The sequence below is a fragment of the Rhodococcus sp. USK13 genome, assembly GCF_018343855.1.
GTDB classification, from domain to species: domain Bacteria; phylum Actinomycetota; class Actinomycetes; order Mycobacteriales; family Mycobacteriaceae; genus Rhodococcus_F; species Rhodococcus_F oxybenzonivorans.
In genome coordinates, this window is the sequence record NZ_CP069242.1 from 2,455,234 (window position 1) to 2,477,630 (window position 22,397).

The 22,397-nt window shown below is 66.4% G+C and carries 22 protein-coding genes and 2 pseudogenes; 16 read left to right on the forward strand and 8 right to left on the reverse strand.

All coding sequences use genetic code 11. The annotated features are described in order from the left end of the window. Window position 1: 1 nt before the first annotated feature. The 8 genes and pseudogenes from JQT59_RS13970 to JQT59_RS36990 all read left to right on the forward strand — a co-directional run. Entirely contained in the window at window positions 2–688 is a 687-nt protein-coding gene (locus JQT59_RS13970; protein WP_213576635.1) for an Rv1363c family protein, read from the forward strand. Next, a complete protein-coding gene (locus tag JQT59_RS13975) occupies window positions 685–1,245 on the forward strand; it encodes a hypothetical protein (protein WP_213576636.1) in 561 nt (186 codons plus the stop codon). Before JQT59_RS13970 ends, JQT59_RS13975 begins: the two co-directional genes overlap by 4 nt. Window positions 1,246–1,278: 33 nt before the next feature. Continuing rightward, window positions 1,279–1,971 carry an Rv1363c family protein gene (locus JQT59_RS13980; protein WP_213576637.1) on the forward strand — a complete coding sequence of 231 codons (693 nt, stop codon included), beginning with the start codon at window positions 1,279–1,281 and terminating at the stop codon, window positions 1,969–1,971. Continuing rightward, window positions 1,968–2,762 carry an Rv1363c family protein gene (locus tag JQT59_RS13985; RefSeq protein WP_213576638.1) on the forward strand — a complete coding sequence of 265 codons (795 nt, stop codon included), beginning with the start codon at window positions 1,968–1,970 and terminating at the stop codon, window positions 2,760–2,762. Before JQT59_RS13980 ends, JQT59_RS13985 begins: the two co-directional genes overlap by 4 nt. Window positions 2,763–2,946: 184 nt before the next feature. Beyond that, entirely contained in the window at window positions 2,947–4,755 is a 1,809-nt protein-coding gene (locus JQT59_RS13990) for an AMP-dependent synthetase/ligase (RefSeq protein WP_213576639.1), read from the forward strand. A gap of 68 nt (window positions 4,756–4,823) precedes the next feature. Next, on the forward strand, window positions 4,824–5,768 hold the full coding sequence (locus tag JQT59_RS13995; protein WP_213576640.1) for an alpha/beta fold hydrolase: 945 nt from the start codon (window positions 4,824–4,826) through the stop codon (window positions 5,766–5,768). Then, on the forward strand, window positions 5,765–8,656 hold the full coding sequence (locus JQT59_RS14000) for an AMP-binding protein (RefSeq protein ID WP_213576641.1): 2,892 nt from the start codon (window positions 5,765–5,767) through the stop codon (window positions 8,654–8,656). Before JQT59_RS13995 ends, JQT59_RS14000 begins: the two co-directional genes overlap by 4 nt. Window positions 8,657–9,026: 370 nt before the next feature. Beyond that, window positions 9,027–9,357, forward strand: a pseudogene (locus JQT59_RS36990) (alpha/beta fold hydrolase); the annotation flags it as partial. Window positions 9,358–9,626: 269 nt separating this feature from the next. Here JQT59_RS36990 and JQT59_RS14005 read toward each other — a convergent pair. From JQT59_RS14005 to JQT59_RS14020, 4 genes are read right to left on the reverse strand one after another with little or no spacing between them, the layout of a single operon-like run. After that, a complete protein-coding gene (locus tag JQT59_RS14005; protein WP_213576642.1) occupies window positions 9,627–10,001 on the reverse strand; it encodes a PaaI family thioesterase in 375 nt (124 codons plus the stop codon). Beyond that, entirely contained in the window at window positions 9,998–10,960 is a 963-nt protein-coding gene (locus tag JQT59_RS14010) for a cyclase family protein (RefSeq protein WP_213576643.1), read from the reverse strand. Before JQT59_RS14010 ends, JQT59_RS14005 begins: the two co-directional genes overlap by 4 nt. Then, window positions 10,947–11,816, reverse strand: a complete 870-nt coding sequence (locus tag JQT59_RS14015; protein ID WP_213576644.1) for a citryl-CoA lyase — start codon at window positions 11,814–11,816, stop codon at window positions 10,947–10,949. Before JQT59_RS14015 ends, JQT59_RS14010 begins: the two co-directional genes overlap by 14 nt. Beyond that, the gene (locus JQT59_RS14020) at window positions 11,813–13,003 is read right to left on the reverse strand and encodes a CaiB/BaiF CoA transferase family protein (RefSeq protein WP_213576645.1); all 1,191 of its coding nucleotides are present in this window, start codon (window positions 13,001–13,003) and stop codon (window positions 11,813–11,815) included. The genes JQT59_RS14015 and JQT59_RS14020 overlap by 4 nt, the downstream gene beginning before the upstream one ends. A 208-nt stretch (window positions 13,004–13,211) precedes the next feature. Between JQT59_RS14020 and JQT59_RS14025 the strand changes: the two genes are divergently transcribed. Further along, on the forward strand, window positions 13,212–13,994 hold the full coding sequence (locus JQT59_RS14025; RefSeq protein WP_213576646.1) for an IclR family transcriptional regulator: 783 nt from the start codon (window positions 13,212–13,214) through the stop codon (window positions 13,992–13,994). Between the two features lie 174 nt (window positions 13,995–14,168). On the opposite strand, the gene JQT59_RS14030 is transcribed toward JQT59_RS14025, so the two are convergent. The 4 genes from JQT59_RS14030 to JQT59_RS14045 are packed head-to-tail and all read right to left on the reverse strand — an operon-like array spanning window position 14,169 to window position 17,309. Continuing rightward, a complete protein-coding gene (locus JQT59_RS14030; RefSeq protein ID WP_213576647.1) occupies window positions 14,169–14,996 on the reverse strand; it encodes an amino acid ABC transporter permease in 828 nt (275 codons plus the stop codon). Next, a complete protein-coding gene (locus JQT59_RS14035; protein ID WP_213576648.1) occupies window positions 14,993–15,640 on the reverse strand; it encodes an amino acid ABC transporter permease in 648 nt (215 codons plus the stop codon). The genes JQT59_RS14030 and JQT59_RS14035 overlap by 4 nt, the downstream gene beginning before the upstream one ends. 29 nt (window positions 15,641–15,669) lie before the next feature. Further along, window positions 15,670–16,557 carry a glutamate ABC transporter substrate-binding protein gene (locus JQT59_RS14040; protein WP_213576649.1) on the reverse strand — a complete coding sequence of 296 codons (888 nt, stop codon included), beginning with the start codon at window positions 16,555–16,557 and terminating at the stop codon, window positions 15,670–15,672. Window positions 16,558–16,592: 35 nt separating this feature from the next. Further along, window positions 16,593–17,309, reverse strand: a complete 717-nt coding sequence (locus JQT59_RS14045; RefSeq protein ID WP_283254088.1) for an amino acid ABC transporter ATP-binding protein — start codon at window positions 17,307–17,309, stop codon at window positions 16,593–16,595. Between the two features lie 531 nt (window positions 17,310–17,840). Here JQT59_RS14045 and JQT59_RS14050 point away from each other — a divergent pair. The 7 genes and pseudogenes from JQT59_RS14050 (at window position 17,841) to JQT59_RS14080 (ending at window position 22,393) form a co-directional block, all read left to right on the forward strand. After that, window positions 17,841–18,356 (forward strand): transposase, encoded by a 516-nt coding sequence (locus JQT59_RS14050; RefSeq protein ID WP_249354417.1) that lies wholly within the window; start codon window positions 17,841–17,843, stop codon window positions 18,354–18,356. Between the two features lie 16 nt (window positions 18,357–18,372). Next, window positions 18,373–19,275: pseudogene (locus JQT59_RS14055) on the forward strand (LuxR C-terminal-related transcriptional regulator); the annotation flags it as partial. 139 nt (window positions 19,276–19,414) lie between these two features. Then, on the forward strand, window positions 19,415–19,588 hold the full coding sequence (locus JQT59_RS38390; protein WP_397517955.1) for a transposase: 174 nt from the start codon (window positions 19,415–19,417) through the stop codon (window positions 19,586–19,588). Beyond that, complete coding sequence (locus tag JQT59_RS14065; RefSeq protein ID WP_213578388.1) at window positions 19,510–19,800, forward strand: hypothetical protein; 291 nt, start codon at window positions 19,510–19,512, stop codon at window positions 19,798–19,800. The genes JQT59_RS38390 and JQT59_RS14065 overlap by 79 nt, the downstream gene beginning before the upstream one ends. Further along, window positions 19,685–20,401, forward strand: coding sequence for a transposase (locus JQT59_RS38395; RefSeq protein ID WP_502939821.1), 717 nt, complete (start codon window positions 19,685–19,687; stop codon window positions 20,399–20,401). The genes JQT59_RS14065 and JQT59_RS38395 overlap by 116 nt, the downstream gene beginning before the upstream one ends. A gap of 295 nt (window positions 20,402–20,696) precedes the next feature. Continuing rightward, on the forward strand, window positions 20,697–20,864 hold the full coding sequence (locus JQT59_RS14075) for a hypothetical protein (RefSeq protein ID WP_213576652.1): 168 nt from the start codon (window positions 20,697–20,699) through the stop codon (window positions 20,862–20,864). 290 nt (window positions 20,865–21,154) lie between these two features. Next, window positions 21,155–22,393, forward strand: coding sequence for an Lsr2 family DNA-binding protein (locus JQT59_RS14080; protein WP_249354419.1), 1,239 nt, complete (start codon window positions 21,155–21,157; stop codon window positions 22,391–22,393). The last annotated feature ends 4 nt before the right edge of the window (window positions 22,394–22,397 follow it).

Here is a 22,397-nt window from a genome sequence, read left to right on the forward strand (position 1 = left end):
CATGGTGCGACGCGCTACTTCCCGACCCGCAGTCACCGCGGCAGACGCCGCGGCCCAGGCCTCTCGAGCCGCCGCCGAAGCGGAAACGGCGGCGCGCGAGGCCGAGGCGGCCCTCGCCCGGGCTCTCGCCGAGGACGAGTCCCAAGTCGCGGACGAGGGTTCAGCGGACGCCGAGGAATCCGTCCGGCGGGTCCGGAAGCGTCCACGGCGTGCCTTCGCCGGAGCCGTCGTCTCGGCCGTTGCCGTGGTCGCCCTCGCGTCGACGTCCGTTGGGCTGTCCCACTCCCACGCCGCCCGTGACGCCGCCGCCGACCATGACCTCGAACTTCTGCAGGGAACCCGGCAGGCGGTGATGAACCTCATCACCCCGAGCGCCGCCGACCCGGCGGGAAGCGCGCAGCGCATTCTCGATGGTGCCACGGGGGAGTGGAAGACCGAATTCGAAAGCACCAAAACGGAGTTCATCGACACCATCGCGCAGTCCAAGACCGAATCGGCAGGGGAAATCCTCGGCGCCGGAATCGAACGCGCGAACGACGACGGCACGACCTCAGTCATGGTGGCCGCCGTGACCAAGGTAACCAACGCCGCGGGAGCCAAGGACGAACCCCGGACGTGGCGCCTGCGCGTGCAGGTCGGCAAGGACGGGGATCTCTACAAACTCGCGAAGATCGAGGTAGTGCCATGACCGTGGACCAGATGCTCGAACGAGACACCAGCACCTGCGAAGAAACATGTCCCCCCGAGGCGGTGCGGCCCCGATGGCGCTCGGCCCGGGCTGTGATGGTCCTCGCGACGATCACACTGGTACTCCTCGGCTACAGCGCGATCATGCACTTCGCCATCGGCGCTCAGGACCGCAGCCTCGAACAGGTGCGTTCCGGTGCCGCCGAGGAGATCGGAGAGCTGACCGCAATGATCCTCAGCTACTCACCCGACACCGTCGAGACCGACGTGGAGACGGCAAAATCACGCCTCACCGGGGACTTTCTGACCGAGTTCAGCGACCTCGGCGCCAACGAGGTGGTGCCGCGCGCCAAGCAGGACGCGATCGGCGCGCACTGGGACGTGATCGGTACGTCCCTGGTCACCGCAGAAGCCGACACCGCCACCGTGCTGGTGCTTCTGCACGGCACGGTGACGAGCGGTGCGACCCCCCACACCGAGGAACTGTCGAGCAGCGTGCGGGTACGCGCCGAACGGACCGGCCAATCCTGGTCGATCTCAGACCTCGAGCCGCTGTGAAGGCGCTAGATCATGAGAAGGAGTTGAGCAGAGATGGAATTCGGACGGCTCAGGCGACACACGGAACGACCAGGTGGCATCGAAGACCTGCAGGAGCAGGTGCAACGCGCACGAGCAGCGGCGGACAAGGCCGCAGCAGCGGCCCGAGCAGCCGCCGAAGACGCCGAGAACGAACGAGGCGACGACGACGCGAGTGAGCTGTTGGAGACCCTGCCGACGGGGCGCTGGTCGACCCGCTATCGGGCGGCGGTCGCCGCGGCAGCCGCCGCTTGCCTCGGCGCCGGCGCCCTTGCGGTACAGACCACTCTCGATCACCGGGCGACCCAGCGCAGCGTCACCGCCGACACGCGAGTCCTCGCCTTCACCGAGGAAGCAGTGGCGCGGTTGCTCTCGACCGATACCGAGAATGCCGAGGCATACGTCGAGCGCGTCCTCGCGGACTCGACCGGTGACTGGCGCAGTGAATTCGAACAACGGAAGTCGGCAACGATCGACACGATGCGGCAAGCCGGGAACCGGACCGCGGGCCGGACGCTCGAAGCGGGAATCGAAGGACGAGAGAACGAGACCACGACGGTCCTCGTCTCCGCGACGGCGCAGACCACTCCCGCGATGGCCGACCCCGTCGCCGCACCGCCGCCGCAGATTCAGCAATACCAGATCCGAGTAGGAGTCACCATGGTCGACGACCAGCCCAAGCTCTCGAGCGTCGGATTCGTCCAATGAGCATCGTAGTGGACGTCAAACAGGAAGACCTCGACGTAAGTAGCGACCCTTCACCGAACGCCGATGGCTCCTCGGCGGCCAGACGGATCGCGGCGGCGGCCGTCGACGTGCTACCCGCACTCGTTGTCGGTGTCGCCGGTCTCGCGCTGGCGGCGGTGTCGAACTTCGCGGTCTGGGGGATCGCGGCCGCGGTGGTCGCGATCGGCGGCGCGCTTCTGTACGTCGGGTGGAACAGTGTGGTCCGTCGCCGTCACGCCGGATTCACCGCCGGGCGAGCGGTCCTCGGAATCGGCGTGCACGGAACACTCAGCCGGGCGGAAGGTCTGGCGCTGTGTGCGGCGCCGGTCGTCGCGGTCGGTGCGCTCGTCGCCGTGCAGATCGGGATACAGCGGGCGGACGACGTGAGCATCTCGGACGCCCGTGCGGCGACGGCCCAATTGGCCTCGGACGGCGCCGCCGCGCTCCTCTCGTATACCCCCGAGACGGTGGACGAGGATCTCGACCGGGCCTCGGGACTGCTGACAGGTGACCTCCTGAACTCGTATCGGCAGCTCGCCGACGACGTCGTCGGTCCCACCGCGAAAGACAAGGGCGTCACGATGCAGGCAGTGCCGGTCGGTGCCTCGGTGGAGTCGGTGACCACCGATACCGCGCGTGTGCTCGTGTACGTGAACCAGACGACCACGATGGCCGAGACCCCTGAACCGTCACAGACCCAGAATGTCGTCCGCGTGACGCTGAGCCATATCGACGGCGCCTGGTTGATCTCCGGCTTCGACCCGCTCTTCTAACCCATCAACCCTCACTGCACAAAGGAGAACTCTCATGGTCCTCATCGATCTCGTCGATCCCGTTCAGAATCTCGTCACAGCGATCGCGTGGCTGCTGCTGCGCGGACATCTGCCGCCGGCCTGACCCCATGATCCGACGAATTGTCCATTCATATAGTACGAACACACTGTATAGTCAGGAATCATGACGACCTCAGCAGCCCCGTCGGCATCGCCGACCGCACCCGGCGTTGATGCGGCAACCCTCTGCGCCGCTTTCCAATACACCGTGTCGAAGAACCCGGAATCGGCGGCACTGCGCGCCCACGGCGACGCGACCGCGCTGACCCGTCGTGAATACGCCGACGCGGTGGAGGCGATCGCAGGCGGGCTCGCCGGACTCGGGGTCGGGCACGGCCACACCGTCGGCCTGATGGTGACGAACCGGCCGGAGTTCCACCTCGTCGACACCGCGGCACTGCACCTCGGGGCGATACCGTTCTCGATATACAACACCTCTGCTCCGGATCAGATCGAATACCTTCTCGGGCACGCCGAGAATCGGGTCATGGTCTGCGAGCGCAAATTCTTGGATCAAATCCGTGCGGCCACGACACCGCATCTCGAACACATCGTGGTCATCGACCCCGCGGTGGAGGACACAGATGTGCTCTCGCTCGAGGACTTACGCACCAGAAGGCCCGAGGGCTTCGACTTCGAGGCCTCCTGGCGCGCCGTTCAACCTGACGACATCGCGACCCTGATCTACACGTCCGGGACCACCGGCCCACCCAAGGGTGTGGAGCTCACGCACGCGAATCTGACGTTCGTTCTCCGAACATGCCACGAGCGCTTTCCGTTTCCCGCTCAGGGGCAGTGCATCTCCTACCTGCCCACCGCGCACATGGCCGACCGCGTGTTCTCGCACTACCTCCAAATGGTCACCGGCTGGACCATTACCACCGTGCAGAACCCGGCGCAGCTGTTCGCTGCGGTCGCCGAGGTCCATCCCACCTGGTTCCTCGGGGTTCCACGTATCTGGGAGAAGCTGCGGTCGGCACTGCTCGCTCGATTCGCGTCGAATCCGCCCGAACGACGCGCCGCGATCGACGCCGCACTCGACGCCGGGTTGCGAAAGGTCCGAGCCGAACAGTCCGGAGAGCCGGTACCCGAAGACCTCGCTGCCACCTACGCACAAGCCGACTCGAGCGTGTTCGCGCCTCTGCGTGCACAACTCGGTCTCGACGACGTCGTTCTCCTCATGACCGGAGCCGCTCCCATTCCCTCCGTCGTTCACGAGTTCTTCCTCGCGATCGGACTGCCGTTGGCAGAGGGATTCGGCATGTCCGAGACCGGCGCCCTGGGTATGACCAACCTGCCGGGCGATATCCGGCTCGGCAGCGTCGGCAAAGCGATGCCCGGCACCGAGGCGCGTACCGCCGAGGACGGCGAACTCCTGCTCCGCGGGGCGCACGTCATGCGCGGATACCGGAAGGATCCGGTGAAGACCGCGGAGGCCATCGACGACGACGGCTGGCTGCACACCGGTGATATCGCCACGATCGACGACGAGGGCTTCGTCCGGATCGTGGATCGCAAGAAGGAGTTGATCATCAATGCGGCGGGCAAGAACATGTCGCCCGTCAACATCGAAAGCGCGCTGAAGGGCGCGTCCCCGCTCATCGGGCAGGCGTGCTGCGTCGGTGACGGGCGACCCTACAACGTCGCGCTGCTCGTGCTCGACCCCGACGCCGCAGCGGCATTCGCGTCCGAGCACGGTCTGCCCGACTCGTCGGCGCACGCAGTCGCGCAGGATCCCCGGGTGCAGGCAGCGATAGCGAAAGCCGTAGACGATGCGAACGGTCAACTGTCCCGGGTCGAGCAGATCAAACGGTACGAACTCCTTGACGAGGAGTGGTTGCCGGACGGAGCGGAGCTCACGCCGACGATGAAACTCAAGCGCCGTTCGATCGCGGGCAAGTACACCGATGTGATCGAGACCCTCTACCGCTGAGATTTGTTGCGACGTTGGTCCCCGCCGGAGTTCCTTCGTCGGCACCACGCAACCGTCAGGATGATCCGATGACACTGGGACCGATGGGAGCGAGAATGCAGCGCACCACTCGCGGCATGATGAGCCGGGAAGTCAGGGTCGGTGGGCATTGCACCCGCGTCTTGGAGAACGTGCTCGCGTCGTCGGAGGTGAGACGGTTGCCCCGCGCCGGGGAATCGCTCGTCGACGCACCTCTCATCGTGTTGTTGCACGGCTTCGGCGACAACGCCGACACCTGGCGCGCGGTGCTCGTCGAGCTCGGGCGCAGGGGGCGCCGGGCTGTCGCCCCGGACCTGCCCGGGTTCGGCGAGGCGTCGCCGCTGAACCGCGGCGCCATGCTTCCGCAGTATGACGCCTTCCTCACGGACCTCATCGCTGAGTTGGGCGGTTCCCGTCCGGTGGTGGTCGTGGGTAACTCGATGGGCGGCACCGTCGCCCTGCGAGCGGCCACCGGTCGCCCCGACGTCGCCGCGGTGGCGGCGCTCGCCCCGGCCGGGCTCGGCTTCCATCGCGTGCTGCACGTCGCGGACCGTACATTGGGTTCGCTGGTGCCGATGCTGCGCGTAGCGTATCGGATTCCCTACCCGCAGTTGGCCGTCCAGCTGGCGGTCGCCGCCTACTATCGGGCCCGGATCGCGCCCGGTGTGGTGAACGCATGGCGCTTCGGTGCCGGCGTGCACGGCATGAAGGACATCCGGCGCATGGGCGCCCTCGGGCTGGTCCTCATGCGAGAGGTCGAGGACGGCGCCTTGGACTTCGCAGATATGGCAGGTGAGGTGGTGCTCGTGTGGGGCACCGAGGACGAGGTGTGCGACGTGACCGCCGCTCAAGCTCTGCTGGACCACGTGCCTGGGGCACGGCTGGTCATGCTCGAAGGTGCGGGGCACGTCCCCCAGGTGCAGCAACCCGCGGTCGTCGCGGACGTGATCGCGGCGCTTGGCCAAACTGGAACGGGGAAGGAAGGTCACGTATGAGCACGAAGGACGAAAAGCTCGGGGAGGCCACGGGCGTCGGGGCACGAGTCGGGCATGTGGTTCGGACTGCGATGAACGTCGTCGAATACATCCGGTTCGGCGGCCTCGAGACCGGCGAGGAAGCGTCGCCCTACGATATCGCGGCCCGCACACCGGTGCTCACGCTGCGCCATTACTTCGCGCAGGAGACCGGCGAGACGGGGGAGCGCACCCCGATCCTGCTGGTGCCACCGCTTATGCTCAGCGCGGACGTGTGGGACGTGTCTCCCTCGGCGAGTGCCGTCGCGCACCTCCGTCGCAGCGGGCTCGACCCGTGGGTGGTCGATTTCGGCGATCCCGCACAGGAGCCGGGCGGCAAGGCGCGCAACGTCACCGACCACGTGCTCGCCGTGTCGGACGCCATCGCGCGTGTTGCCGCCTCTACCGGCCACCCCGTGCACATCGGTGGATACTCCCAGGGTGGGCTGTTCTGCTACCAGGCGGCCGCACTGCGCGAATGCCGTGATGTGGCAAGCATCTTCGCGCTCGGGAGCCCGATGGAGCCGTTGTCGCTGCCGGGCATCGATCTGCCCGAGGAGCTGATGCAGGCGCTTACCCGCGCCACCATCGACGTACTGAGCAGGACGGGTCTGCCGGGCTGGGCGTCGGCGAACCTGTTCAGCTGGACCAGCCCCGTCGCGACCGCCAAGGGGCGGTTGCAGTACCTGCTCGCGCTGCGCGACCGGGACGCCCTGCTCCCGCGGGAGCGGCAGCGTAAATTCCTCGCCGGCGACGGCTGGATCACCTTTCCCGGGCCCGCGATCGCCGAGGTCATGGAGTCGATGACCAACGAACGCTTCGTGCGCGGCGGCCTCGTCTTCGACGGTCGCACCGTGTCGCTCGCCGACATCACCTGCCCCGTACTTATCTTCACCGGGCAGCTCGACGAGTTCGCGCCGCCCCGCGCGGTGCGCGACGTGGTCCGCGGGATGCCGCGCGCGCAGGTGTGGGAGTTTTCCATGCCCACCGGGCATTTCGGTCTCGGCGTCGGCGGGCGTGCGAACCGGCAGACGTGGCCGACGGTGGCGCGTTGGGCAGAGTGGGTCGACGCCGGCGCCTCGTCCGCCGACGGTCCGCCCGAGGGCGTGCAGGACGCCCGCGAGGTCGGCGTCGAGGACCGCGCCGAGCAACCCCCGAGTGCGCTCCGGCAGGTCGTCAACGTGGCGACGGCCTCCGCGGTCGCGGCACCGGGTATCGCCAAGACCATCGTCGATCGGGTGGCCGGAACGATCGCCGAGGTCACCACCGGCACCGTTGAGCAGGTGCCGAGGTTGCTGCGGCTCGAGCGTGTCGGCGCCACGACGCAGGTCTCGTACGGGAAGCTGGTCGCCGAGGCCTGCGCGGACGACCCTGAGGCCGTGGCACTGCTGTACGGCGGGCACGCGTTCACCAGAGCTGACATCACCCGGGAGGTCGACGATCTCGTGCTGCGGTTGCTGGCGGTAGGGGTTCGCCGCGGCGAGCACGTAGGAGTGCTGTGCAACTCCGGCTCCGCCCTGCTGTCCACCGCCGCTGCGCTGAGCCGGATCGGCGCCGTCGTAGTTCTGCTGCGGCCCGGCGGGGACACTGCCACCGAGTTGCGGCTTGGGCGTGCGCGACGCGTGGTGGTTGATCAGGCTCATGCGGGCGAGATCGATGGCTCCGCGGTCACCGTCCACCTACTCGGCTCCGGGACCAACGGCGGCCCAAACCATCTGGGTACGATCGCGACGGAGGAGGTGCGCGTTCCCAGTTGGTACCGCCCGGACCCGGGCCGCGGCCGGGACCTCGCGTTCATCCTGTTCAGCGACGGCAGCGACGGAATCCGCCCGCTGCCCGTGACGAACCGGCGCTGGGCGCTGTCCGCCTATGGCGCCGCGTCGACGGCATCGCTTACCGCGGCGGACACCGTCTACTCAGCGAACCCGCTGTATCACCCGTCTGGGTTGTTGCTCGCGACCGCGGCCCCGGTCGCGTCGGGCGCACGGCTTGCGCTGACCGACACATTTGACCCGGACACGTTTTGGGCGGATGTACGCCGCTACGGCGCGACAGTGGTGCCCTACACGTGGAGCATGCTGTCGCTGCTGCTCGCCAGGCCTGTCGAGGCGGACGAGCGGCACCACCCGGTGCGCCTGTTCATCGGCTCCGGTATGCCGCCCGCGGTATGGCGCGGGGTGCTCGACCGGTTCAGGCCGGCTGTTGTCGTCGAGATGTTCGCCGCCGCGCGCACCGATGCCATCCTTGCGAATGTCAGTGGGCGCAAGGTGGGTTCGGTCGGACGTCCGCTGCCAGGTACGGCGGCGATCGAGCTGGCCGCTGTCCACCCCGTCACCGGCGCGTTCCGGCACGATTCCGACGGGTACGTTCTCAGAGCCCGTCGAGGGCTACCAGGCCGGCTGCTGGTTGCCGTCGACCGCGAGCAGCCTGCCTGGGAGGACGCGCCGATGCGGGGCGTATTCGGCCCCAAGGGCGCTTGGATCGATACCGGCGAGATGTTCGTTCGAGACGCGGATGGCGACCTGTGGCCGCGTGGCCGCCACGGGGAGGAGATTCGGACGCCGTCCGGAGTGGTGTGGCCGCGTGAGGTCGAGCAGATCCTTTCGGGCGTATCCGGGGTCGACCAGGTCGTGTGCATCCCCGAGGGGGACGGCGCCGTCGCCCTCGTCACCGCGGGTGGTCCCGTGCCCTTCGACGAGGGTGACGCCCGCGATGCCCTGAGCCGCAGCGATACCGCCGGTCCGGCTATCGCACACACTCCGGGACTGCGGCCCGCCACAGCGGACGTCGCGGTGCGCGTCGTCGAAGCGATCCCGCTCACCCGCTGGTACCGGCCGGACCGCGCACTCCTCGCTGCGCAGAGTTCGTGAAAACCCAAGAGGGAACCGGTTAATAGTTCGACGGAAAACCAGCCTGGCGTTAGGCCCTGGCCAACGAGCAGCGGTTCGCTCCCCGTGCGTGACCGCTTCAGCCGCCGCATCCTAGCGAACCTTGGTCGCTAGGTGTACGAGAGTTTTCTCGAGTTTCAAGCTGCTGTGGGCAGCAGCCTGGTGTTATCGATGCACTGTTCGGTGTGAATATTTCTGATGTGCAGAGTTTTACGGATTTCGGAGGGAGCCGGCTGTTGATCGGCGGCGAGCAGCGGGCGCAGCACCCGGTCGTGCACCTTGGTGTAGTTGATGACAGGACTGCTCCGCGGTGCGAACTACTCCATGAACCAGGCCAGCTACACCTGGCCCGCGTCTGCGTGATGGGCGCTGGTTCTGGCATTGGGATCCGGCGTTCCTTCGCCAGGGCGACGAACCTACTCGTCAGGCGGATTCGATCGTGCGGTACGAACGCGCCCGGAAGGCGGCGGCGGCGGTCACGGTTCCCACGTTGCTCGGTGCGTGGCAAGGGGTCCCATGTGGTCAGAGAGGAAGGGCGCCACGGAGCTTCTCGAGCTGATCCCGACCGCCAAGCTGATTGACGTTGCCGGGGCCGGGCATATGGTCGCTGGTGACGACACGATGTCTTCAGTGGCGGGTTGAAGGGTTTTCTCGACGAGGACGTTGTCGCAGCGCGTCACTGAAGGCGCGAGACCCTCGAAGTAGCCGGCCATGGGCTCAACCGGCTCATCTCGGATCTACATTGTGCCGGTTGCATCGGCGGACCGGATTCGCTCCGGAATTGGTCGTTGTCCGACCGAATGCCTCCGGTCCCTTCCCGCTCGTGGCGTGTACCAGGTGCTCGACGTCAGCTCGAAGCCCTCGCGCGCCCTCTCGGTTATGGAATATCGAAATATTGTGTGAGGTAACGGTATTCAACAATTTCACTGAGGCGGTCAGCCGACGGTTCTGATCACCGCCCGCTCGGGGAAGGATGAGTACGTGGGCGACCGAACCGCAGCAGACCTCTTGGGCGGGCGCGCAGGACGTCGCCGACGTGGACGGGGGCGACGAAGTGCACGTCGAGGTGCACCGTTGCCGTGGTGGGGGCGCCGCTGTGCGCGCGGGCGCTGATCCTCAGGACACGGTCGGCGAACTTCATCACAAGCCCTCCTTGGACGACGCCCCGCCGGTTGCGGTGTTTGTCTTGGCAGACCACCGCCACCTCGGTGTATGTCCCGTCGGTGCGGGTGTAGAAGGGGCCGACCAGGGCGATGAAACCGTCGTCGATCACCTCGGTCCATCCGTCCGCGGTTGGCAGCGCCGCGGCACGGTACCCGGTGGTCACTTGATGGCGGTGGCGTTGGCAGGTGAGCCGACGCCACCGGTGAGGTTGAGGGGTTTGACGGTCAGCAGGCAGTCGTAACGGCCGTCGAGGGCGCAGTCTTCGCCGAGTTCGTCGAGTTTCCACAGCTCGCCGATGGGCAGACCGAGCAGGGCGATGAGTTCCTGGTGCATCATGCCGTGGTCGGTGTCGCCGCCGAACGGTGAATCAGCTACTGCGGGCAGGCGTTCGAGCGCGAAGGTGTCTGAGGCGGCGAGGGCGACCTGATGGTCGGCGAACCAGTCGATCGCGGCCTGCGACTGCGCGAGGCCGGTGCAGGTCTTGCTGGTGTGGATCCGTGCGCGCTGGTCGTCGGTGGCCTCGTCGAGGAACCACTGTGCCCAGCCGGTGCGGATCAGTAACAGATCACCGGTGCGTAGCTGTACGTCCTGGGCGGCCAAGGTGTCGTCGAGTTCGCTGATGTCGAGGGCTTCGCCGCCGGCATGATCGATCGGTTTTCCGAGGTGGGTGCGGTGGCGGCCGATGTCGATGAGAACTCCCCGGCCCACGATCGGGTGCTGGGACCAGTGGTTGATGCCGAGGACCGGATTGCCGGCGACGATCGCATCGTCGGGCGTGCCGTTGTAGAAGCCGTGCTCGGCGTGGCGGCGGTGCCGCAACCCGTCGAGGTGGCTGGCGGCCTGCGGCCAGAATCCGTCCAGGTAGTCGTCGCGGTGGTCGCGGTGCCGGGAGACCACGTGATGTTCGGGGGCGCTGCGCAGCGTCGCCAGGGACGGCACGAACGCATCCAGGGGGTAGTCGAGGCCGAAGACAGTTCCCCGCTGGACCAGGGTTGCGGCGTCGCGAACGTGGTCGGGGCCGGCGTAGTTTGCCATTCCTCGATCGGGCGTGGTCTGGAACTGTCCCCAGGTCGAGCGTGTCGGCGCGGCCGGTGTGCCGGTGGTGGGGTTATCGATCGGCATGGGTGGTGTCCTCAACGGCGCGGGCGGGGTGGCCGGTGTAGGTGGGCAGTAATGTGCGGGGAATCGGTCCCTTGTTGCGGCCGCCCTGCTGGGTCTGTTCCCAGCCGTGGGCAAGGATGCCGACCGAGCGGGACAGGACGAACAGTCCGCGGCCGAGGGGCGGCGGGAAGCCGAGTTCGGCGTACACCACGGCGGTGGCGCCGTCGATGTTCATCGGGACCGGTCGGGTCCGTCCGGCGGCGAGGGACTGCTCGAGGGCGAGGGCGGCGTGTAGGTACTGGCCGGACACCGCGCCGTCGTCGCGGGCCGCGGCGACCAGCGATAGCAGCGGGTCGCGGCGCGGATCGCGGGGGTGGAATCGGTGCCCGAACCCGGGCACGTACCGTTTGGCTGAACGGTAGTCGGCCACGATGCGGTCGGCGACGGGGCGCAGATCGGTGGGGTCGGTGGCCTGCTCGACGATGTCGGTGAGCACGCTCATGCATTGCTCCCCTGCGCCGCCGTGGACGTCGCCGAGCATTCCGACGCCGGTGGCCATCACGTTGTTGAGGCCGACCCCGCAGGTGGCGGCCATGCGAGAGGCCGCGATCGAGGGTGCCTGCGGGCCGTGGTCGACGGCAGCGACCAGGGCGGCGTCGAGAAGTCGTTCCTGCCAGGGGGTGGAGCGCTGCCCGCGGATCATCAGCCAGACCATGCCGGCGTAGGAGGTGGTCGGGATCAGGTCCTCGATGGCGTAGCCGCGGTAGCGGATGACGCCGGGTGAGATGTCGCTGATCTCGGTGTGCCACCAGCCGGTGACGTCGTCGATGGTGGTCTCGGCCGCGCCGGGGACCGGGCGCCGTTCGGTGGTGGTCATACCGCGCCTTCCGTGTGCAGTTCGGTGATCTCGTCGGCGGTGAAGCCGAGATCGGTGAGCAGTTCGTCGGTGTGTTCGCTCAGTGTCGGGGGCGCCGACGCCGGGGCGAGGGGGCGGCCGTTGACGTGGAAGCCGGTGCCGAGGACGCTGACGGTGCGGTCGGGCAGGTCGACCTGGTGGACCAGTTCACGCTCGGTGATCTGGTCGAGGTCGAGGGAGTCGGTGACGTCGAGGACCAGTCCCGCGGGCACCCCTGCCTCGTTGAGAAGGGGCTCCCACTCGCGGGCGGACTTGGCGGCGAGGGCGGCCTCGATTTCGACGCGCAGTTCCGGGCGACGGTTCTTGCGGTCGTCGCGCAGGGCGAACCGGGGGTCGTCGATGAGGTCTTCGCGGCCGATCAGCTTGCACAGGATCTCGAACTGTTCCTGCTTGTTGGCCGCGATGTTGAGAGCACCTGATCCGGTCTGGAAGGTCGCCGACGGTGCGCCGGTGGGGTTTTCGTTGCCGTTCGCGCTGGGTTGCCGTCCGGCGATGAGGTAGTCCGAGACCACCCAGCCCAGTGCGGTCAGTGAACTTTCGAGCATCGACACATCGAGGTAGACGCCCTCGCCGGTCCGGGCGCGGGACGCGAGAGCGCCGTTGATGGCCATGGCGGCGGTCATCCCGCCGAGGGTGTCGCACACGGGGAAACCGACGCGCAACGGTGCGGTGTCGGGTGTGCCGGTGACCGCGCTCATCCCGGACAGTCCCTGGATGATCTGGTCGTACGCCGGGCGCTCCCGCATCGGCCCGGTCTGCCCGAAGCCGGAGATGGCGCAGTACACCAGCCGCGGGTTCATCGCGTGCAGTTCGTCCCAGGAGTAGCCGAGCCGGGCGAGCACGCCTGGGCGGAAGTTCTCGACGAGGACGTCGGCGCCGGCGATCAACCGGTCGAACACGTTCCGGCCGGCCGCACTCTTGAGGTTGACCGTGATCGAGCGCTTACCGGCGTTCTGGGCCACGAACGAGGCGCCGAGCTTCTGGCTCGACAGCGCGGTGTCGGCACCGAGCTGTCGAGCCAGGTCGCCGCTGCCGGGTACTTCGACCTTGATGACGTCGGCACCCATCAGTGAGAGCTGGTAGCTCGCGTAGGGGCCGGCAAGGACGTTGGTGAGATCCAAGACTCGGATTCCGTCGAGCAGCTTCATCGGAAGATCCTTTCCGTGGGCGAATCCCACCAAACAAGAAGTGTCGTTATGTGACGTGCCTAACCCTAGCATCCAAACCATCTAGCGGTCTAACGGCACCGCCTGATGGTTTAGATCGGTCTTCTATTCACCCGTATCCGTGGTGATCGGTTTCTCCGAACCGTAGAGTGGTGCATCGGAAGAGTTGCTGAGTAGGAAGGACCAGAGGGTGACTGCAGTACCTACGGATTCAGCGGAGAAGCCGGCCGGCGCCGACGCGGGTGTCCGCAGCGTCACCCGGGTGATCGACCTGCTCGAACTGTTCGACTCAGCGCACCCCACCCGCAGCCTCAAGGAACTGGTCGAGGGGACGAAACTGCCGAAAACGACCGTCGTCCGCCTAGTGGCGACGATGTGTGCGCGCAGCGTCCTGACCAGCCGCGCGGACGGGTCCTACAGCCTCGGCCCGGAGATGCTGCGCTGGGTGCGCCTGGCGGGCAAGACCTGGGCGCCGCCGGAAGAGGTCGTCGACATCATGCGCCAGCTCAGCGCCGACACCGGCGAGACGGTGAACCTGTACATCCGGCAGGGCCTGTCCCGGGTGGTGGTCGCCCAGTGCGAGAGCACCGCGACCGTCCGAAGCGTCATCCCGCTCGGCGTGCCGTACCCGCTGTGGGCCGGTGCCGCCGGCAAGATCCTGTTGCTGGCCGCTCCCGAACTGATCGACGAGGTGGCCGCGGACTCCCCGCACGGCCCCGACTTCGCCGACCGGTTGCGAGAGAAGGTCGAGGCCGGGCGTGACCGCGGCTACCAGCTGGTGCACGGTGAGCGTGAGCTCGGCTCGTCCGGGCTGTCGTTCCCGCTCATCGGCGGCCGCGGCACGGTCGTGGCCGCGTTGACCCTGGGCGGGCCCACCGGCCGGTTCACCGACGACCGGACCCCTCACTACATCGAGTGCACCCGGGTTGCGGCCGAGAAGATTTCGGCTATCGGCCTGCCCGGCCTGGACTGAATCCCACCGGCCCCGCCTCTGCGCGCCGGGGCCCATGGCGCGCGGACTGCGCTGTACCGGCGGGCATGGAGAACCGCCGGTATCTCGACCGGGGTACGGGCGGTCGAGATACCGGCGTTGATCGCGCTCTCCGCTCGGACGAGAGATTCGGCCGAAGGAGAGGGGTCTTCTACCTCACGAGCGGGCGTCGATTCGGCGCGCCAGCTTCGACAGCCCGACGTTCATCAGCAGGTAGATGCTCGCGATCAAGACATAGACCGGGATGGCGTACTGTCCGCCGAGGTATTCCACTGCGACCCGGCCGCTGCGCAGCAGTTCGGTGTAGCCGATGACGAAACCGAGGGAGGTTTCCTTCACGATCGTCACCACCTGGCTGATCAGGGCGGGCAGCATGATTCGGATGCCCTGCGGCAGCAGGATTATGCGGAAGATCTGGGTCTTGCGCATGCCGATGGCGGCCGCCGCTTCGGCCTGCCCGCGGGGCAACGACGCGATGCCGGCGCGGAAGATCTCGCTCATCACGGCGCTGTTGTAGAGCGAGATGCCGATGGCCAATGCCCAGAACGTCGGGACGATGACCCCGAATTGGGGTGCGCCGAGGAAGATGAAGAAGATCAGCACCAGCAGCGGCAGACCGCGGAAGATCTCCACCCATACCCGCACAACGCCCCGCAGGAGTCTGCTGTCGGACATCCGCATTGCCGCGAGGATCATGCCGAACACCACCGAGAGCACGATGGAGACGATCGCGCACTGAATCGTGGCGAGCAGACCCTTCAGGACACTGCGCATCAGGTCCCGGTCGAGCAGCACCGACCACAGATCGGGACTGAGCTGACCGTGGGAGCCGAGCTGGTAGAGCCCCAGGGCCACGATGATCGCGACCACGGCGGCACCGACCCAGGTGGCGTTGCGGACTTTCCGTTGACCTTGCGGTCCGAGTACGTCGTACATGGCGAGCGTGGGTTTGGTAGCTGCCGGTTTGGTTGCTGTCGTTGTCATCGTGCCACCGCAACTTTCTTCTCGACGATGTTGGCGATGGTCCCGGCGGGGATGGTGATCACCAGGTACAGGAGGCTGGTGGCCGCGAGGATCCACAGCACCGCCTGGCTCTCCTCGGCGATCACGCCTTCGGCGCGGGTGAGCAGTTCCGCGACACCGAACGCGCTTGCGATCGCCGAACTCTTGGTCAGTGCGATGAACACGTTGATCAGCGGGGGCACGACACTGCGGAACGCCTGCGGGAGCACGATGTAGCGCAAGGAGCCGCCGAAGGTGAGGCCGATGGAGCGTCCTGCTTCGAACTGCCCGACCGGGATCGCGTTGATGCCCGAGCGGACGGCCTCGCAGAAGAAGGCGGAGTAGTAGATCGCCAGGGCGGCGACGGCCGCCCAGAAGAACGGGATCTTGATGCCGAGTTGGGGGAACGCGAACAGGGTCATGAAGTAGATGACGGCGGTGGGGACGTTACGGAACGTCTCGACGTACCCCGACCCGATCGATTGAAGGAGTGGAATCGGGGAGACACGGAACGACGCGAGGATCGTTCCGCCGATCAGCGCCAGGACGGTGGAGACGCCGATCAGCGCGAGCGTGACCGCGAAACCCTCCATCAGGGCGCCGAAATGGTCGACTACGGTGTGCATGGGATGTCCTCGGAAGTGAGACGAACGATCTAGGTGCAGGGCTGCAGTTCCGGCATGACCGGCTGCTGCTTGGTGTAACGGCCGAGACTGTCGGCCCAGGCTTCCTCGGCGGAGCCGTCGCTGTAGTAGTCGGTGATCGCGCTGTTGAGGAACTCGCAGAACGCGACATCGCCCTTGGCGATGCCCACCCCCCACGACTCGACCGCGAAGGGCTTGTTGATCAGTTCGATGTCCTTCTGATCTTTACTGACGTACCCCGCGCCGATGGGCCCCTGGGTGGCGAGCGCGTCGACCGACCCGTTCTTGAGGGCATCGATGCACTTGGACGAGACGTCGAACTCGATCAGGTTCGTCTGTGGGAAGTGCTTGCGCAGCGACGCCGACACCGCCCCACCGAGGGTCGAGCACACCGTCACCCCGTTCGGGGTCTGGGGATCGGTGATGTTCTTCGGATTGCCCTTCACCGTCACCAGGTCGTTGTTGATGTCGAGGTAGGGGCCGCCGAAGCTGATCACCTGACGTCGCTTGTCGTTGATCGACAGCGTCGCGACCACGACGTCGACCTTGTCCTGCTGCAGTAGTTGCTCGCGGCTGGCGGAGTTTGCCTCGGTCCACTCGATCCGGTCGGCGGGGACACCGAGTTTGCCGGCGATGTACCGGACCAGATCGATCTCGTATCCCTCCTGCTCGCCGCGCAGGTTGCGCGCCGACAGCCCGGGATGATCGAACCGGGTTCCCACCCGCAACACCCCCTCGCGAGCGATCTTGTCCATCGTCGTGCCGGGTGCGAACTGCGGGGACTGAGCAACCGTCGGGGTGATGCCCGTGGTCACGGTCGAGCGGGTACCGAACAGGGCGATGCCGGCGATGGCGACCACGGCCACCAGCGGCACGATCGCCTTACGGGAAAACCTCATGACAGACAACCTTTTTCGTGTCGACGGTGCGGCGGTCAGTGCAGGACCTTCGACAGGAAGTCCTTGGCGCGCTCGGTCTGGGGATTGGCGAAGAACTCGTGCGGATCGGCCTCTTCGACGATGCGTCCGGCGTCCATGAAGATCACCCGGTTTGCTGCCGACTTCGCGAAGGCCATCTCGTGGGTGACCACGACCATCGTCATACCGGTCTCGGCGAGTTCCTTCATCACCTCGAGGACCTCGTTGACCATCTCCGGGTCCAGGGCGGACGTCGGCTCGTCGAAGAGCAGCACCTTCGGCTTCATCGCCAGGGCGCGCGCGATCGCCGCGCGCTGCTGCTGTCCGCCGGAAAGCTGGGCCGGCATCTTCTCCGCCTGATTTCCCACCCCGACCCGGTCGAGGAGCCTGCGGGCGGTGGCCTCGGCCTCCTTCTTCGGAACGCCGAGAACCTTGGTCGGCCCGAGCATGACGTTCTGCAGGATCGTCATGTGGGAGAACAGGTTGAACGACTGGAACACCATTCCGACCTCGGCACGTAGCCGCGCGAGGAGCTTGCCTTCCTGCGGCAGTTCGACGCCGTCAAGCAGGATACGGCCGGAGCTGATCGGCTCGAGGCGGTTGATGGTGCGACACAGGGTCGACTTTCCCGACCCGGACGGGCCGATCACCACCAGCACCTCGCCGGCGGTGATGTCGAGGTCGACGTCCGTCAGCACGTGGTGGGTGCCGAAGTACTTGTTCACGCCCTCCATGCGAACCAGAACCGGCGCCTCGAAGGACGACGACGAGAGCGACGATTGATCGATGGTCGAGTGCATGGTGCTCCTCCGTAAAAACAGCCCGACAGGCCATGTCTGTGACGGACTCCCACCGGCTGGGGTGGGGAGTGATCCAGGTCATGTTCCGATAACACGAAGCTAGCATATAAACCGTCAGGCGGTCTACATAAATCGTCTAGTGGATCGTGTGGGTTGGCTCTGCCAGACCTTCCGGCATGGCAGATTCACAATCCGCTTGTTGAGAATCGTGGTTATCCGACAACCGCCTCCGGCGCCGACCTACGCGAGCGCGGCATCGGCCTGGAAGTGCTCGAGCCCAGATCGCCGACATGCTGACAGTGTCGCGCACCACGATGTATGGACATCTGGGCAAGGGAAAGAAGATCCCACGGCACCGCCCGAACCTTCGCCGCCTCTACGGTCCGCGCGCATCTGCCCGAGGTGCGGGCACGAGCCCACCACTCGCGCCGAGGCCGCGCATCAACGCGCTGACCTCGCCGTGGATTGGCTCCACCTGGATCCGGACCAGCCCGGACAGCTGACCACACCCTCAACGCACAGATAGCCAGGCTCACCACCCGCATCGACGACCTGCTGGCGACCACCATCGAGGGGCCCGGTGACCCGGTGACGTCCGACGACCCGGACGCGAGGCGCGGCGGGTTTGGGCTCACGGTGATCGAGCGGCTCGACGAGATTCACGGCGTTGGGTCCAACGCCGCGCAGATCATTCTCGCCGAGGTCGGGCCGGACATGACGGTGTTTCCCACGGCCGCGCACCTGATGTCGTGGGCGAAACTGTGCCCGCCCACCATCCAGTCCGGCCCGATCCAGCGCGGCGGCCGGACCGGGAAGGCCAACCCCTATCTCAAGGGCGTGCTCGGTGAGGCCGCCGGAGCAGCCGCCAAGACGAACACCTTCCTCGGCGAACGTTGCCGGCGAATCGTCAAACGTCGCGGAAGCTCAAAGGCCTCGTCGCCTTCGCCCGTTCGATCCTTGTCGTGGTCTGGCATCTGCTGATCGATGCAAACGTCCGGTCGTGGAGGCGGGACACACCCTCGCCGCGCAGACCACCGACCCTTTGATGCGCGCGTTCGTGTCCTTCGCCGACGGATTGCTCGGCCTCTTCCGCGGTGATCTCGACCATGTGCGCTCCGACCTGGAATCCGCACTCGCAGAGTTCGGTGCACGCGGAGACCGGACGCTCGAGATAGCTACCCTGTCCTCGCTGGGGATGGTTTATGGACTGTCCGGGCTCACAGAGCAGGCAATCGAATATCATGAGCAGGTCCGGGCGATCGCGAAAACTCATGGCGAGACGAATTACCAAATGTACTCGCTGTGGTCCTTGGGAATTGGCCGGTGGCAGCAGGGTGATTCAGATCGCGCGGCCCGGCTTCTCGAAGAATCGCTGGAGCTGTCCCGTCAGGTGCGCAGTCCCCGCGGCGCTGCCGCCTGCCTCGAGGCGCTGGCCTGGATCAGCGTCGACCAGCACGATGCACGTCGGGCTGCAATTCTGATGGGCGCCGCGGAGGGGCTGGCACAGGCGATCGGCAGCTCCGCACTCATTCACTCCAATCAGGTTGTTCACCACGAGGAGTGTGTCCGGAAGACCCGGGAGAAACTCGGGGACAACGCCTTCGAGGCTGCGCATCGCCGTGGTGAGCAGTTCGACATCGCCGCGGCCATCGCCTATGCCCTGCACGAGCAACCGCCGGCCGCCCCCACGTCCGACACCGATGCATCGGTGCGACTGACGAAGAGGGAACGGCAGGTCGCCGATCTCATCGGCGAAGGCCTGACGAACCAGGCCATCGCTCGTCGCCTCGTGATCTGACCGCGCACGGCACAAGGACACGTGGAGCACATCCTGGCCAAACTCGGTTTTACCTCCCGGACCCAGGTCGCGGCCTGGGTTGCGGAGCACACGCACGACTGAGAGAGTGTTTGAAAGTGTTCGATTCGGGCGTGGCGGACCGGCCGGCGGCGGCATGATCGTGGTTGCTCGCAGGAAACGTCGTAAGCCGACGCCGTATCCGTCTGATCTGACCGATGCCCAATGGAAGTTGATCGCACCGATGGTGCCTGCGGTGCTGCCGGGCGGTCGCCCGGCGATCCACGATCGACGGCGGATAGTGGAGGCGGTCCTCTACGTCAACCGCACCGGTTGCTCGTGGCGGCAGCTACCGCACGACTTCCCGCCCTGCAGACCGTTTTCGGGAACTTCCAGCGATGGAACGAGTCCGGGGTGACCGACCGCATCCACGACGCGCTGCGGGCGAAGTTCCGTGACCGTAGCGGCCGGGATCCGATGGCGTCGGCGGGGATGGTCGACGTGCAGGCGGTCAATGGCGCCGACACGGTCGGAACGTATACCCGCGGATGGGACGGCGGGAAACGGGTCAACGGCAGGAAGCGACACGTGGTCACGGACGCGCTGGCCTGTTGGTGGTCGTGCTGGTGACCGCGGCGAGTGTGCAGACCGCGACGGCGGGCGCCGGGCGTTGTCCCGGGCGAAGACAGTGATGCCGTCGATGGTGTTGGTGTGGGCAGACGGCGGCTACGCCGTACGTCTCGTCGCGTGGGTCGCGGAGCATTGCCGGATGACGCTCGATATCGTGCGGAAACCCAAGGGGAAGCAAGGATTCAGTGTGCTTCCCCACCGTTGGCTAATCGAACGGACGCTGGCGTGGATTGTGCGTTGCCGTCGACTTGGCCACGACTACGAACGTCTCCCGGAGCACTCGGAGGCGATAATCAAATGGGCAATGATCGGATTGATGAGCCGACGACCCGTCCCCGCACGCGCACGGCGCCTGGGGCAGTCGACCAGTCGACCCGCGCGGCGTGACACTTTCGCTACGCCTTCTAAGACCAATCGAAAGTTGCTCGCAATTCTTTATCCCGAGATCGACGACGTGTGCAATCGTACGGGAGTTCGACGCGCTGTTCGACGGCCGGAAAGGGGTTCGAGCGGTCATCCATCAGCGATTCCCCGAGTTACGCCCGCCTTTCACGACCGGACTCAACTCGCGGGCCGACAACGTGATCGCCCATGCTCGTAGACGAAAGGAAGCGGCTCATGCATTGGATTCCTAGCGCCGGGAAGGCTGCGTAGGGTTTGATCCGCCGCCGGCCAAAATCGCCTCGTCCAGCACTGGTTGCACGTCGTCCGGGCTGATCCGGAACCGCCTCTCAGGTAGTGGCACCCGTCGAACATAGCCAGGTCGAAGATGGGATCGGCGCCGATGCAATACGCCGGACGTAGCGGTACATACAGAAAACGACAGATGTCGGTCAGCGGCTACTGTGACACGCGTTGCCAGCGATGCCGCTCAGCCAGCGTTGCGAGGAGTATGGGTGAGTTCGGCGGAACCAGCGGTGCTGGTGGTGCTGTGCGGGTTGATGACAGTTCCGTGGCGGCCCGCCCGGCAGTTCGCTGCGCCGTTGGTGGGCGCGTTTGTGCCGATGGCGGCGTTGGTGGCGTGGTTCTTCATGTCGACGGAGTTGTTCTTCACCCCCGACTGAACGCGCTATTCGCGTTGGCTGAGGGCGTCGGTGATGCGGTCGTGGACCGGAGGTGTCGAGGTTCTGGCCGGCTGTGTAGGCGCGGGTGTGTTCGTCACCCCGAGCCGCAAAGGAGTTCGTGCCCGGACATGGCAACCATCGGCGGGGATGCAACGTATCGGCTGATTCGTGTCCGCACCGGTCACTTCTTCAGGCATTGAAATGTCAGTTCGGGTGAGCTTCCTCATTACCGAGACGGACCTGCCGATACTGTGTGCGGTCGACGATTGCCGATGAAGAAGGAGAGCACGATGGCGGTATCACCGAGGAATTCCGCAGGTTCGGCGAAGACGACGACCAAGGAGATCCGTGAGTGGGCGATCGGAGAGGGTCGTGAAGTGTCGCCTCGCGGTCGGGTTTCGGCCGAGATCGAGCAAGCGTTCTATGACGCTCAGGCAAAAACGGCGCGAGCGAGGAAGGTAGCCGCGAAGAAATCGTCCGCGAAGAAGACGGCTGCTGCGAAGACAACAGCGCCGAAGACGACGGCCGCGGAGAAGATAGTCGCCGCGAAGGCGCCGGCGAAGAGTGCGGCGGCGGTCGGCAAGGCTCCGGCGAAGACGACGACCAAAGAGATTCGCGAGTGGGCGACCGGAGAGGGTCGTGAAGTGTCGTCCCGCGGTCGGGTTTCGGCCGAGATCGAGCGAGCCTTCCATGACGCTCAGGCAAAAGAGATTCAGGCAGAAGCGATGCCGGCGAAGAAGACGCCTGTGAAGAAAGTAGTTGCGGAAAAGGCTCCGGCGGAGACGTCGGTCGCGAAGAAGACGGACGGGAAGAAGACGGCCGCGAAGAAGGCACCGGCGGCGAAGAAGGTGGCTGCGACGAAGGCTCCGGCGAAGACAACAGCGCCGAAGACGACGGCCGCGGAGACGACGGTCGCGAAGAAGACGGACGGGAAGAAGACGGCCGCGAAGAAGGCACCGGCGGCGAAGAAGGTGGCTGCGACGAAGGCTCCGGCGAAGACAACAGCGCCGAAGACGACGGCCGCGGAGACGACGGCCGCGGAGACGACGGCCGTGAAGAAGACGGCCGTGAAGAAGAAGGTCGCGAAGGAGAAGGTCGCGAGGAAAGCTCCTGCGAAGACGTCGGGCGCGAAGACGGCAGGGGTGAAGACGGCGGCCGTGGAGTCGGCTGCGGATGCGACGGCCGCGGAGACGATGGCCGTGGAGAAGAACGTCGTCAGGAAGGCCCCGGCGAAGACGTCGGTGGCGAAGGCGACGGTGGCGAAGGCTGCGGCCGCAGAGAAGATGGTCGCGAGGAAGGCGAAGGCGAAGGCGACGGTGGCGGAGTCGGCTGCGGAAGCGACGGCCGTGAAGAATGCTCCGGTGACGGGAGCGGCGGCGGGCACCGCTCCGGCGAAGGCGACGACCAAGGAGATTCGCGACTGGGCAATCGGGGAGGGTCGTAAAGTGTCGTTCCGTGGTCGGATCTCGGCCGCGATTGTGCGCGCATTCCATGACGCTGCGGCAAAGTTGCCGCTCCCGCTCGGTTGAAAGG